At 34.6% G+C, this 12,880-nt stretch carries 14 protein-coding genes, 2 pseudogenes and 2 other annotated features; of the genes and pseudogenes, 7 read left to right on the top strand and 9 right to left on the bottom strand.

All coding sequences use genetic code 11. From position 1 onward, the window contains the following. Nucleotides 1-64: 64 nt before the first annotated feature. Nucleotides 65-220, top strand: coding sequence for a sporulation histidine kinase inhibitor Sda (locus tag QUF93_RS22850; RefSeq protein WP_002015226.1), 156 nt, complete (start codon nt 65-67; stop codon nt 218-220). A gap of 152 nt (nt 221-372) precedes the next feature. Here the strand turns inward: QUF93_RS22850 and QUF93_RS22855 are convergent, their stop codons facing one another. Both QUF93_RS22855 and sigK read right to left on the bottom strand, forming a co-directional pair. Beyond that, complete coding sequence (locus QUF93_RS22855; protein ID WP_002145683.1) at nt 373-1,161, bottom strand: phosphatidylserine decarboxylase; 789 nt, start codon at nt 1,159-1,161, stop codon at nt 373-375. 291 nt (nt 1,162-1,452) lie between these two features. Beyond that, nucleotides 1,453-2,166 carry an RNA polymerase sporulation sigma factor SigK gene (gene sigK, locus QUF93_RS22860; RefSeq protein WP_000051382.1) on the bottom strand — a complete coding sequence of 238 codons (714 nt, stop codon included), beginning with the start codon at nt 2,164-2,166 and terminating at the stop codon, nt 1,453-1,455. 187 nt (nt 2,167-2,353) lie between these two features. On the opposite strand from sigK, the gene QUF93_RS22865 reads away from it, so the two are divergent. Then, nucleotides 2,354-3,148 carry a hypothetical protein gene (locus tag QUF93_RS22865; RefSeq protein WP_289360274.1) on the top strand — a complete coding sequence of 265 codons (795 nt, stop codon included), beginning with the start codon at nt 2,354-2,356 and terminating at the stop codon, nt 3,146-3,148. Between the two features lie 55 nt (nt 3,149-3,203). On the opposite strand, the pseudogene QUF93_RS22870 reads toward QUF93_RS22865, so the two are convergent. Continuing rightward, nucleotides 3,204-3,554: pseudogene (locus QUF93_RS22870) on the bottom strand (YcdB/YcdC domain-containing protein); the annotation flags it as partial. A 242-nt stretch (nt 3,555-3,796) separates the two neighbouring features. On the opposite strand from QUF93_RS22870, the gene QUF93_RS22875 reads away from it, so the two are divergent. After that, nucleotides 3,797-4,447, top strand: a complete 651-nt coding sequence (locus tag QUF93_RS22875; protein WP_088060045.1) for a GTP pyrophosphokinase — start codon at nt 3,797-3,799, stop codon at nt 4,445-4,447. A 27-nt stretch (nt 4,448-4,474) separates the two neighbouring features. Here the strand turns inward: QUF93_RS22875 and QUF93_RS22880 are convergent, their stop codons facing one another. Both QUF93_RS22880 and QUF93_RS22885 read right to left on the bottom strand, forming a co-directional pair. Then, nucleotides 4,475-4,942 (bottom strand): hypothetical protein, encoded by a 468-nt coding sequence (locus tag QUF93_RS22880; protein ID WP_289360276.1) that lies wholly within the window; start codon nt 4,940-4,942, stop codon nt 4,475-4,477. 55 nt (nt 4,943-4,997) lie between these two features. Next, nucleotides 4,998-6,383, bottom strand: coding sequence for an alkaline phosphatase (locus QUF93_RS22885; protein WP_289360278.1), 1,386 nt, complete (start codon nt 6,381-6,383; stop codon nt 4,998-5,000). 269 nt (nt 6,384-6,652) lie between these two features. On the opposite strand from QUF93_RS22885, the gene QUF93_RS22890 reads away from it, so the two are divergent. Continuing rightward, nucleotides 6,653-7,492, top strand: coding sequence for a GNAT family N-acetyltransferase (locus tag QUF93_RS22890; RefSeq protein ID WP_002122639.1), 840 nt, complete (start codon nt 6,653-6,655; stop codon nt 7,490-7,492). 15 nt (nt 7,493-7,507) lie between these two features. Next, a complete protein-coding gene (locus QUF93_RS22895) occupies nt 7,508-8,392 on the top strand; it encodes an alpha/beta fold hydrolase (RefSeq protein ID WP_088060049.1) in 885 nt (294 codons plus the stop codon). A gap of 36 nt (nt 8,393-8,428) precedes the next feature. On the opposite strand, the gene QUF93_RS22900 is transcribed toward QUF93_RS22895, so the two are convergent. From QUF93_RS22900 to QUF93_RS22910, 3 genes and pseudogenes are all read right to left on the bottom strand, one after another. Next, nucleotides 8,429-8,929 (bottom strand): DoxX family protein, encoded by a 501-nt coding sequence (locus tag QUF93_RS22900; RefSeq protein ID WP_289360280.1) that lies wholly within the window; start codon nt 8,927-8,929, stop codon nt 8,429-8,431. Between the two features lie 216 nt (nt 8,930-9,145). Continuing rightward, a pseudogene (locus QUF93_RS22905) lies at nt 9,146-9,529 on the bottom strand (hypothetical protein); the annotation flags it as partial. Nucleotides 9,530-9,538: 9 nt separating this feature from the next. Continuing rightward, nucleotides 9,539-10,114, bottom strand: a complete 576-nt coding sequence (locus QUF93_RS22910) for a histidine phosphatase family protein (RefSeq protein WP_289360284.1) — start codon at nt 10,112-10,114, stop codon at nt 9,539-9,541. Between the two features lie 168 nt (nt 10,115-10,282). Between QUF93_RS22910 and QUF93_RS22915 the strand changes: the two genes are divergently transcribed. After that, entirely contained in the window at nt 10,283-10,621 is a 339-nt protein-coding gene (locus QUF93_RS22915; RefSeq protein WP_000871134.1) for a hypothetical protein, read from the top strand. A gap of 72 nt (nt 10,622-10,693) precedes the next feature. Next, nucleotides 10,694-10,816 carry a DUF4023 domain-containing protein gene (locus QUF93_RS22920; RefSeq protein ID WP_000071861.1) on the top strand — a complete coding sequence of 41 codons (123 nt, stop codon included), beginning with the start codon at nt 10,694-10,696 and terminating at the stop codon, nt 10,814-10,816. A gap of 42 nt (nt 10,817-10,858) precedes the next feature. Here QUF93_RS22920 and QUF93_RS22925 read toward each other — a convergent pair whose 3' ends face one another. Beyond that, nucleotides 10,859-12,097, bottom strand: a complete 1,239-nt coding sequence (locus QUF93_RS22925) for a TolB family protein (protein ID WP_289360290.1) — start codon at nt 12,095-12,097, stop codon at nt 10,859-10,861. Nucleotides 12,098-12,294: 197 nt separating this feature from the next. Next, nucleotides 12,295-12,523 (top strand) — a binding site (T-box leader). Between the two features lie 52 nt (nt 12,524-12,575). Then, nucleotides 12,576-12,803, top strand: a binding site (T-box leader). The last annotated feature ends 77 nt before the right edge of the window (nt 12,804-12,880 follow it).

Consider the following 12,880-nt stretch of genomic DNA (forward strand, 5'->3'; position numbering starts at 1 on the left):
TATTTTTTTGGTACATTAAATGCAACAACGAATCAATCCTTATATTATTAGGAGGTGACTCACCTTGAAAACAAAACATATGGAACAGTTATCTACTGATTTACTCACTGAGTCTTATTATAAAGCAAAAGAACTAAAATTAAATCCCGACTTCATTTTACTTATAAAACAAGAAATTATTAGACGCTCGTTAGAGGACAAGCTCGTCAAATCTTCTTGAGTACATATAGATTGCTGATTGACCTGTAAAAAGAGCCATCCTGCGATGGCTCTCGAATAAACAAGTACTCCCATCTAGGGGATTTCTTCATTAAGCATCTTTGTCCACATTTCTTAATTAGAGCTTCATAAGTATACTATAAAATCTTTTCTTTACTTATGAGATACTCGGGTTGCAATTTTTTCACCAAGACGCAACTCTTGTCCACTTGTCAATTCCTGCACTGCTTCAATCATATCTTTTTCAAATAATAAAACAACTGTTGAGCCAAATGTAAAGTATGCCATCTCTTCACCTTTTTGAACAGTACTTCTTTCATGAAGGAGCTCGATACTATTAACAAACATAGCACCTACTTTTACAAGCGCCATATGTTCGCCTTCACTATTTACTTCTGTAACAGAGCGATAATTTTTTGACAATGGTTCTTTCCCATACTCCATACCCGCTGCATTTACCGGATATGATTTTCTGCCGAGTACAAATCTTTCAGTTACAGATCCAGAGAGCGGGCTATGAATACGATGATAATGACTTGGACTCAAATAAATTACCATATATGTACCGCCTGCATATCGCTTTGCGCGCTCTTCATTACCTAGCATATCCACAATTGAATAACGCTTTCCTTTTATATCGAATGTTTTTGTATCCTCAATAGGACCTTGATCAGCAAAAACACCATCAACAGGACTAACGATACTCGATGCATCAGTATCAATACTACGCTTTCCTTCTTTTAGCCTACGTGTAAATAAATCATGCAATGTTCGATATTCCTTCAAACCCTTTTCCATCTCATCTTGATTAATTTGAAAAACTTTCGCATACGATGGAATAATGATAGAGCTCAAACGAGATTGTGCAAATTTACGTAATATATAAGAAGTAAAACGACCATTTGTAAGTTCGATCATAAGTCGATATAATGTCCGTCTCAAATTACGAAACCTCCTAATCAGCCTATAACTTTAGTTTCCCCTTCTTTTCTCTCTATATCATATGTAAAATTGGTTCTTATTCCCACATATAGAATTGAGCTGTCTCGTTATACACGAAGAAAAACTAAGTATAATTTTTATTCTTAAATTGTTTAGCACCTTCTAATATTACAGATAGAACCCGCCATTTTCAACAGTGAACATGTATTTCTTCTTAGAGTAGCTCGTTTTCTTTCCGTTTTCCCGAAAGAAAAGCAGCCACTTTTAAAGTGTAGCTGCCTACAATATACATTATTCTTTTGCTTTTTTCTCTTTCTCAGCCCTTACAAATTCATGGAACATTTTCATTAAAGCACGCTTTTCAATTCGCGATACGTAGCTTCTTGAAATACCGAGTGCCTTCGCAATCTCCCTCTGTGTTTTCTCTTTATCAAGCCCCAGTCCAAAACGCTTCACAATTACTTCTTTCTCTCGTTCGTCTAGAATATCGATATACTCTTTAATTTTTTCTAACTCCATACTAAGCTGAATCATATCAATTACATCTTCAGATTCTGATTTTAATATATCAATAAGCGATATTTCATTCCCCTCTTTATCTTGCCCGATTGGATCATGAAGTGAAACATCTTTTTTCGTTTTCTTCAGCACACGTAAATGCATCAAAATTTCATTTTCGATACAGCGTGCTGCATATGTTGCAAGCTTAGTTCCTTTCCCTGCTGAATAGCTTTCAATCGCTTTAATAAGCCCAATCGTACCAATTGAAATTAAATCTTCCGCATCTTCACCGGTGTTTTCGAATTTCTTAACAATATGAGCTACAAGCCGTAAATTATGTTCAATTAAAAGATTTCTCGCTTGAGCATCACCTTGCTCCATTAACTCTAAGTACTTTCTCTCATCATCTGATGATAATGGCTGCGGGAACGCATTGTTCTTCACATAAGAAACAAATACAAACACTTCTCGAACCATATATCCAATTGCGGCGAATAGACTCAAACCCTTCACCTCCGCCAAAATAGTGGTCTTTACCATGTGTATGTGGGCATGAGGTTGTTTGTGTCTGTACGATATAAATATGGAATCCTTAGCTTTTTGTCGAACGAAATAAATCTTTCATACCTTGAATAATTTTTCCAATGTATTACAATATGTTAAGTTCCAAAATTTTGAAAGAGGTGTTTTCATGCGCTACTTTACTTCACAAATAAGAAACCTTACAGTACTCACACTATCTTTTTTCTTACTGTCAGCTTGTGGACAACAAACTTCGCCCACAAAAACTGAGACGACTAAACAGGATACTGCAGCATCCAAAGACATCACAAAAACAGAAGATAACCAAAAAGCTGAAGACAGTGTAAACACTGAGGAAAATGCAAAAAACGAGAATAACGTAAAAACTGAAAACAATACAAAGACTGAGAACAACGTAACTACTGAAAACAATGCAACACCTAAAAGTAATACAAAACCTGAAAACAACGTAACAGCTAAAAACAGCACAAAAGCTGAGAACAACACAACTACCGAAAACAACAAAAAAACTGAGAACAATGCAACACCTAAAAACAATACAAAAACTGAGAGCGACGCAACTACTGAAAACAACAAAAAAACTGAAAATAACGAAACAGCTAAAAATAATACAAAACCTGAAGCAGAATCTAAAAATACACAAAAAGAGCAACAACCAGCTAAACAACCGAATAAACAAACTGATACTATTACATTCACAAGTGAAGATGCTGTAAGAGTTCTAGAAAAAAGAATGGGAGCTCGATCAGCTGACATTCATTACGTCTCTGCGGAAGACCAACTAATCGGCACAGTAAATGGTATTAAGCTATATGACGTTTTATACACACGTGGTGACGGTGAACATCAACGTGCTTTCAATTTCGCAGTAGGATCAGATGGGAATTTATATGAGTGGTCAAAAGCTCAAGATGGTATTCTTCAACCACTTAACGGCAATTAATATATGATTCTAAGAACATAGTAAAAGCCAATCGATACGTATCGATTGGCTTTTACTAATAGTCACTCCAAATTTTCTCACCAGTATGCGCATCAATATAACGAATGTCTCGACTACACTCGAAGGTTTCTTTATGATTTTCATCCGTCGTTTGTTTATACAGTAATTGATATACCGTTTCCTTTGCATCATTATCTATATACCATTCTAATTTAACTCGGATGGCCTCTTTATATATTTGTAACGCTTCTTCATTAGTTACTTTTGGTGTTGTTTCATATGCAAGTAATTCTTTTATAAAGTTGCTAGATTCTCCTGAGTAGTGCATCACAGCACCATTTTCTGTATTGATATTAATCATAATATATTTTCCCTCTACATGAATGTCATTTACATATAGAGAAAAAAGACAAAAAACTGAAACAATTAGTTCATACGAATTTCACATGAATCTATTACTATAAGAATTGTACATAATGAAATTACTAACAATGACGTTTATTCATATATAATTTCATTTGAAAGGGGTTGAAAATATGAAAACTAAATATCGCTTTATGATCTCATCATTTGCTGCTTGTGCTTACATGATTTGGTGTTTAGTATAATAACAACTTCACTTGTAAATAAGAAAAGGTGTGTATATAAATGGAATATAACCAATCAACAGTTAACTACTGGAAAGCTTTTGTATTACCTTATACATTTGCTTTAGAAGAGTTAAAAACTAAATTTGAAATTATGAACCGGGAAGCTCAATTTTTAGAAGACTACAACCCGTTTGAACATATAAAAACAAGACTAAAACAGCCTGCTAGTATAATTAAAAAACTAGAGCGAAAAAACTTAGGTCCAACTGTCGAAAATGCCGAAACACATTTACAGGATATTATCGGTATCCGTATTACATGTTGCTTTGTGGAAGATATTTATCATTTAAAAGAAGTTATTGAAAATCGTGGAGACATGGAAATTGTAGAAGTAAAAGATTATATTGCTAATCCAAAAAGAAATGGCTATAAAAGTTTACACATGATTATTAAATATCCTTTGTTACTCAATTCTGGTACGAAAGATGTCTTTGCAGAAATTCAATTACGTACACTTGCGATGGACTTTTGGGCAAGTTTAGAACATAAACTTTACTACAAATATGAAGGAAACATACCTGATTATTTGAAGGATGAACTACATGATGCTGCAATGAAGGCTGAAGACCTTGATAATAAGATGGCAACAATCCGTCAAGATATTGATGACATTGAAGCTTGTTCAAATCAAATTTTATTACCGCTTTAAAAAGGTTCTCTTCTATGAGAACCTTTTTTATTTCTTCTCTATCGTACGAACCTCTTCAATTTTCCACTGCTCTTCTTCTTTTCCAAGTGCATACTGTGTTTTCTTCTGAAGGCTGACTTCCCCATCTACTTCTTTTTCCTCTGCTTCCACAATAACAAGCCCCTCTTTAAGAGCTTTCATATTCATATGTTCCAATTCAATCTTCTTATTTCCTTTTTGAAATGCTGCTTCCTTCCGTGTTTTCAGGTCTTCAGCACCAATCATTTTGCTTGAAAATAACGCCATATGCTCAGTGATATTTTTTTCATTTGTCGTTCGTACAAATGCTTCAATAACTCCTTGAACAGCTCTCTCTTCTTCGTTCGTTATCTGTACTCGTTCTTCCGTTTTCTTAGCAACTGTTTTCTTTTCTACATGCTCCTCTGTAGATTCACAGCCAACTAACAATAGTCCAATTAGCATAGCGCCTCCTAATTTCCTCGTAAAACCACTCATCTTTTCACCCTTCCTAAAAAGAAAAAATGAGGCAAAAATGCCTCACTTTCTTTAATTAACGTCTTCCTTTATTTGGGTCGCCGCCGCCAACAATATCAAAGACACGTTTCGCTATATTTGTATTCTCTTGAACGCCAGAGAATAAGTATTTACCTGGTCCGAATGCATATACGTTCACATCTTCACCTGTATGTCCACCCGTTGTCCAACCTGTAACCGAACGCTTATTGAAGATATCTTCAATCGCATTATCAATCTTTGTTACATCTTTCGATGGAGCTATATCATTTACAGCTTTAATTTCTTCTGGTGTTAATTGTAAATCGATATACTTTTTCATTGTTTCTTCTACATTTGCACCTTTTACAATTTCATTTGCCATAAAGTCTGGCGTACGTTTCGCAGCTTTAATCGGATCTACTTTAAAGTTATACTCACCATTCGCTCCTAAAGATAGTCCACCAGTTGCATGATCTGCAGTTGCAACAACTAATGTATTTTTATCTTTTTTCGCAAACTCAATCGCTGCTTTAAACGCTTTTTCGAAATCTTCCATTTCACTCATTGCGCCGACAATATCATTATCATGTCCAGCCCAATCAATTTGGCTGCCTTCAACCATTAAGAAGAAACCGTTTTTATTTTTATTCAAGCGCTCAATCGCTGCATTTGTCATCTCTTCTAATGAAGGTGTTTTATCATTACGGTCAATCATTTTATCTAAACCACCTGGTGCAAATAAACCAAGAACTTGATCGCTTTTATCATTTAGTAATTGGTTACGATCTGTTACATAACTATAACCAGACTTCTTGAACTCTTCTGTAAGATTACGGTCTTTTCTAACAAAGTTATTTGCGCCACCGCCAAGCATAACATCTATTTTATGCTTACCTTTTACTTTCTCATCAAAGTAATCATTTGCAATTGCATCCATGTTTTTACGACTAATATCGTGCGCACCAAAAGCCGCTGGTGTTGCATGCGTAATTTCAGAAGTTGCAACTAGTCCTGTTGATTTCCCTTTTTCTTTCGCTTGCTCAAGCACTGTTTTCACTTCAGCTTTATCATTATCAACTGCAATAGCTGCATTATATGTTTTTATACCTGCTGACATCGCAGTTGCTGCCGATGCAGAGTCTGTAATATTCTCATGTTCATCTTCTGGATATGTTTTTTGTGTCCCTACAAGATGTTTATCAAATTCTGTAGATTCCATCTCAAATGTTTTTGGATTGTCTTTCATATAGCGATGAGCTGTCATATATGAAGGTCCCATACCATCCCCAATTAATACAATGACATTTTTAATCTTTGCATTGCTTCCATTCTCATCTGCATTAACCTCACTAGAACGTGTAAAATTCCATGTCGCAACCGAAGTAACTGCTAATGACGCCACAACTGCAAATGGCCATGCTTTCTTTACAAACTTTTTCACTGTCTTGTCCCCCTAATTAGGTTATTCATTTCCCACTATCAAATTTAACCGAAGACTGTTAAGAGAAAATTAGTTATATGTAAATTTTTTGTTAACTTATGTAAATTTCAGTTATAATTTGTATAAGTTTGTCTTTTCATATCAAGCATACTCCCCTTTACAAAGATAAATATAAACATGTTGGATTTCTTTTAATACGAACCTATTATTTTACATTTCGTAATATTATTCTTATTTTTTCTAATTTAAATAGAAATATGGTGAACTTTATGAAAACAGTAAAACTAGACGAATCTTTCATTCCATCCTTACTCTCTCTTTGCGAATCAGTTGGGTGGTTACAGCATGCGAGTTTTATGAAAGAGCAATTCCATTTGTACCTTTCCATTGGCACAGTTTTTGGCTATGTATATGAGAATAAACTTATTGCAGCGGGCGGGGTCTTTTCATTTGCCCCTGGATTTTCTTCTATCGGTATGTTAATCGTGCATCCTGATTTTCAAAGAAAAGGAATTGGCCGTATTTTGTTAAACAATAGCTTAAAAGTAACTCATCCATCGCTCCCTATTACGCTCATTGCAACAAAAGCTGGCGAACCCTTATATGAATCTTATGGATTTCAATCAATAACAACCATTCATCGTTTCGAAAAACAAGCGGCTTACAAAAATACAAATTTTGTTCCCATAAAACAAATTCAGCAGACGGATGCTCAATCTCTAATTTCTCTTGATCAAACTGCGACTGGTGCAGATCGTTCTAAGCTTTATTTATCACTACTATCGAGAGCAACTTACTCCTTTAAAATAGAGCGGGATAATCAAATAGATGCTTTTGCTTTATGCATACAAAAAGGAGATGTACTATGTATCACTCCACTTATTTCAAAAAAAGAAAAAGACGCTATTCAGTTATTAGAAATGATTTGTAAATCCTGGAATGGGACGATACGCATTGATGTTCCCCATTCACAATTTATTTTCCGCCAATTTCTTCAAACAGCAAATTTCCAGGAAACGCTCCTATCACCGCTTATGATAAAGAATGGTAATCAACTTCCTGGAAATCGTAATATACTATTTGCTATGATAGATGCAGCGTTATGTTAGAAAGGGGACACCTAATTGAAGCGATTTAGCTATTTTATGGTAGGTTGTCTTACTCTTACACTATTAGTAGGATGTAGTGCAGCAGAAAAGCCAGTAGAACAAGTAAAACAAGTTAAAAATACACTTACAGCGAAACTAGCTACCGAGGAAAAAATGGTAGAGATAGATGGTCAAACGATTTACTTTAAAAAGATTGGTGATGAAAAACCACCTTTACTTATGATCCATGGATTTGGAGGATCATCCGATGGTTTTCAAAAGATTTACTCCGATTTAGCAAAAGATCATACGATTATTTCTGTTGATGCTTTAGGATTCGGACGTTCCTCTAAGCCGATGGATTTTTATTATTCTTTCCCAACTCATGCAAATTTGTATTATAAGCTAATGAAAAAACTAGGATATGAATCATTCGCAATACTGGGACATTCGATGGGGGGAGAAATTTCTCTTAATTTAACATATTTATACCCTGAAGCGGTTACCCACCTTATTTTAACTGATGCTACAGGCGGCCCTCATACGCTCGTTAATAAACAAGGTTCACCAAAACCAAAGTTGTCGACTGATTTAAGTACCGTTTCTTCTATTGCAGATTATGATGAGAGCAAAGTTAAATTCAAGCGTAATGATGAAGAGCACTATAATAAAATGAAATTATGGCCTAGACGTCTTCAAATCAATGCAAATGAAATTAAACAACCAACTTTAATTATATGGGGAAGAAATGATAGTAGCGTTTCTTGGAAAGAGGGAGAAACTTATCATCAATTCTTAAAAAATAGCACTTTCCATATTATCGAAAAAGGTTATCACGCACCATTTCGTCAAGAGCCACAAGAATTTGTAGGGTATGTAAAAGATTTCTTCGAGAAAAATCCTATAAGTGCTGAAAAATAAACGGGTATCTCATGTTGAGATACCCGTTTTCATATATTAAGCAGCTTGCTTTTGGCGTTTTTGAGTTTTTGATCCTAGTATTTTTGGAATAATGAAGCCATCAACTCCAATTTTCCCAGCATTCATACCAGAAACAAGAACGAACATCGATAAAATAACCATCTCAGGGTTCACACCAATTGACCCACTAAACATATAGGAAAAGTTCATTACAAGGCCGAAAAAGACCGCTGTTTTTGTTAAACAGCCTACAATTAAACCAATTCCGACTAAAATTTCTCCCCACGTCACAAGTGTATTAAATAAATCAACGTTTGGAATTGCAAAATCTTGTAAAAATGATGCCCACCAAGATTGAACAGCTGGTTGTGCTCCTTTAGATTTTTCAATTGCACCTTGTAAATAACCCGTTGCATCGAATCCTTTTCCTTGTAGTTTACCGATTCCAGCCATTACCCATGTGTAACCAAGATACACTCGAACTATCGCTAATACAAAAGAAACTGCTTTGTTTTCTCTTAAAAATTGAATAATCATATCTTCCTCCTAAAGTTGTAATTAAATCAGTTACAGATAATATAATAACATTAGTTACTTACCTTTGAAATGTTAATTATGAATAATTTGTGACATACATAAAAAACATTAAATACTAACGTTTATTTAGTAACTTTTATTACCTGTAAAAACTTGAACATATCATACCACAAGTGATAATCATTTTCATTGAAGAAAATGTAAAAAAAATGTGAGTTAAATGTGAAACGCATTCATTCGAATATAGAACAAACGCGTTTCATGTTGTTTATATACTCGAAATGTACATGTCTCCTCATCGATTAATCTCGCTTCTCGAACAGCTTCTCCTAACGTTTTGTTATGGTTAATAAGCCTGTAAAATAAGCGTATTGTAAACATAAGTGCTAAACTTCCACCTACATAATCTATCGATCTAACATATGATTTTGCATCATTATGCAAAATCGATTCTACTAGCTTCAGCTCCCCAAACTTACACCAATCATTTACAATATGTATAATATGCAATTTTGCATATTACTTAATTTTCGCTACGCCAAAGTATATCCTCTGCTCGTTTAAGTCGTATACATTCCCCCCTAACTCTTCCATTACAAATCCACTACCCTATAAGTCAATTTCATACATACCCGTTTCTTTCAAAAAATCTGCTCTAGTTAAAGCAACCTTCTGTAAATATTGCCTATACGCTGTAATTGTTCCATCATGTGAAACGATACAAATTTTTTCTGCTTTTAACTGATCGCACCAATGCAGAAATTCATCTACTATTTGCTGAAATTCCTTCTCTGAAATGATATTGATTCCCTCATTCCATAACAATTCATTTGTACTTTCTACTAATGAAAAATGTGGAAATAAATTTTTAATTATCTTTCGATCTAACAATTGATCGCATGGCAATGTTTTGGCGGATTCCCGATAAGGAAAAATACGCGGGGATATATATGGATGAACGATTTTTTGACAAGCAATTTCCGCACTCCATATTGTCGCAGTTTGTAAAGTTCGAAGTGTAGGACTAGCGATTAATATATCCTTTTCTTGCAATGGTACATCGTACTGAAGCAATTTTGCCTGCTTCTTTCCCACACCCGTCAATGACGGATTCACTGCTTGTAAACTTAATGGTAAATCTTTCGTATGCTCCCCTTCACCATGCCGCACAAAGACAAGTTTCATTCTCCTCTTCCTCTCACTAGAAAATGGTCTCACATATTTCTTCCCTATTTTTTCTTTACTCCTGCTATTTTAAAAAGCAGAATGTAAAAAGTGTTTGACATCAGTATTTGGAAAAAATTACAATTATATATGTAAAATACTTTTTACAATAAGGGGAGGAATACAAATATGAAATGGATTATCATCTTTATCGGAATAATCATATGGGGATACATAAATGGCTTTTTTATTAGTGATAAAACTGCTAATCCTTGGATTACAGATGATGAACGTAAAACGAAAATTAAGCAAAAAGCAATTATCGCAAGCTGGTCCGGTGTTTTCATATTTTGTATCATGAACCTCTTAAACAAATGGTTAGGTTTAGGAACGAGCGATACATCACCTTATTTACCAGATCCTGTCGCAACTATTTTTAAAGAAAATGTAGAGTTACAAATTTTACTTATGTTATTCATTACGTATGGACTATTTTACTTATACTACCGAAGAAAATTAAGCGCTTAACTTTTATCTCATGATTATCCTCCTAAATGGTTATAGTAATTAGGACGCAATGAAAAAAGGAGAGATATAAAAATGAGTAACTCAAATGACTTTTTAGATACATTACATGAAAAACAAGCAAAAGATGAACAAAATAGAAAGCGCCAAGGGAACGGAAACCCTGCGAAAAAAAAGCCAAATAAAACACATAAATAACATTAAAAAACCTGCCTAAAAATTATATTTTAGGCAGGTTTTTTACTCATCTTTAACCGAAAGGACATCTTCCCAATTCCATTTCTCATAATACCACTCTGGCACATCTATATTTTCAATCCACTTCTTTTCATATTTCCCATCACTATGAGCAAGCCATACATCAGCTTTCTTACGATTCGAACGGACCCACATTAATTGGTTACTCTTCTTAATAAAAATAGGATTATAATCACCTTGGCTATTAGGTGGCTTTGTAATTCGATGTTGTTCATCATTTATACTATTTATCTCATATAAAGATGGTAGTGGTCTTTTTTCTAGAGGTAAAGATAAATCTGCTTCCTTTGCCCTTGAAATGATAATTACATTATCGTTCTTCCATGTGAAATCCCAATCAACATATCCTTTTGGAGTAAATGTGTTCTGCTGTAATGCCGGCAGTTCTTTTACTTTTAAATGTTTATTCTCTAATGCAACTCTCCCGCTTCCTTCAATATAGGCCAATATATTTTTTGATGGCGCCCATTTGAACCATTGTGTGTTTAACAGCATTTGATCTATATTTTCAAAACGACTGCCATCTGCTCGTATTAAACAAAGTGTATTACTATCAGCTGACCACGAAGCTGTTGGCACCGCTAAAAATGAGATCCATTTTTGATCTGGTGACCACTTAAATCCACTTGCGACTAACGCTAAAAAATCATCGTGCTCATTTGGTAATGCATATATATGTTTCATTTTGTGCGGATTCATATTTGCATCCTTTTGTATTTCATATAACTGAGCACCTGTCCACCCTGTTGGAAGCAAGTACGCTTCAGAGGAAACAAAAAACCTCTTTCCGTCTGGGTACCAAACATAATCCCCTACACCATTGGCTACATTTTCAAAATCGGCAATCTTTTTTTCTGTATCAAATGTATTTAATGTACCTGTAAATATAAATGCAATTATATTCCCTGTTGGTGACCATTGATAATTCGATGCTTCTGATTGAGATGGTGTAACTTTCTTTCCATCTTTCAGCCGATACAGTTCAAAATGATTTCGCTTCTTTCCTTTTGCATATGCAAGCCATTCTCCATTATGTGACCATTTCGGCCCTGTTATGTACTCTCCTTTTGTAATTTGTTTTTCTTTCTCACCGACTTTAATCCATAGATTATGATTACGAATAAAGGCAACTTTTGCTCCATTATGTTCCGCACTAGCACTAGAAATTGAAGATAAAAAAATGAACAAAACCACACTACTGTTCACGATAAACCCTTTCATACGCCCCCTCCATTTCCCTTATAGCATTCCTCATATTCTGCTTACTATATGCAAATTTCATCCCGCATTAACAGGCAATAAGACTCCCACCTAACCGCTTTACTTTAAAGTCAATTTTTGGATAGGATAAAATTATTGTTGACAAGTTTTCAAATATAGTTTTATAATACAAAACATAGTTTAGTTGAACGAATTATATATTGGCTTTGAAGGAATACTAGTAGCGACTTATATCCCTGTCTCAGAGAACTGATGGTTGGTGCGAATCAGTACATATACAAGCGTGAATTACAATTCTGGAGCTTCTTTCCCGTAGTGCACATGATGCATGAAGAGAAAGACGGATCTTTCCGTTATCTTAAAGTGAGTGGTAAACAATTACTTGTTTACAAATAGGGTGGTACCGCGATTTTTATCGTCCCTATCGGATATTCCGATAGGGACTTTTTTGCGTCCTTCCCTTTTAAATAAATTCATATATTATGCGTTGAAAGAATCGCAGTAGTATCTTATATCCCTGTTTCAGAGAGCTAATGGTCGGTGGGAATTAGCACATATATAAGTACGAATTACAATTCTGGAGCTTCTTTTTCGTAGTGCTTTTATGCATGAAGGAAAAGACGGAATTTTTCCGTTATCATTAGTTGAGATGTAAGTATATTTCCACTTACAAATAGGGTGGTACCGCGATTCTTTCGCCCCTATCGGATGTTCCGATGGGGGCTTTTTCTATTTCTCACGGAAACAAATGTTAAATAATTCCGAATCTTATGATAAAATTTT

Origin of the sequence: Bacillus hominis (genome assembly GCF_030348325.1) — a bacterium.
GTDB classification, from domain to species: Bacteria; Bacillota; Bacilli; order Bacillales; family Bacillaceae_G; genus Bacillus_A; species Bacillus_A hominis.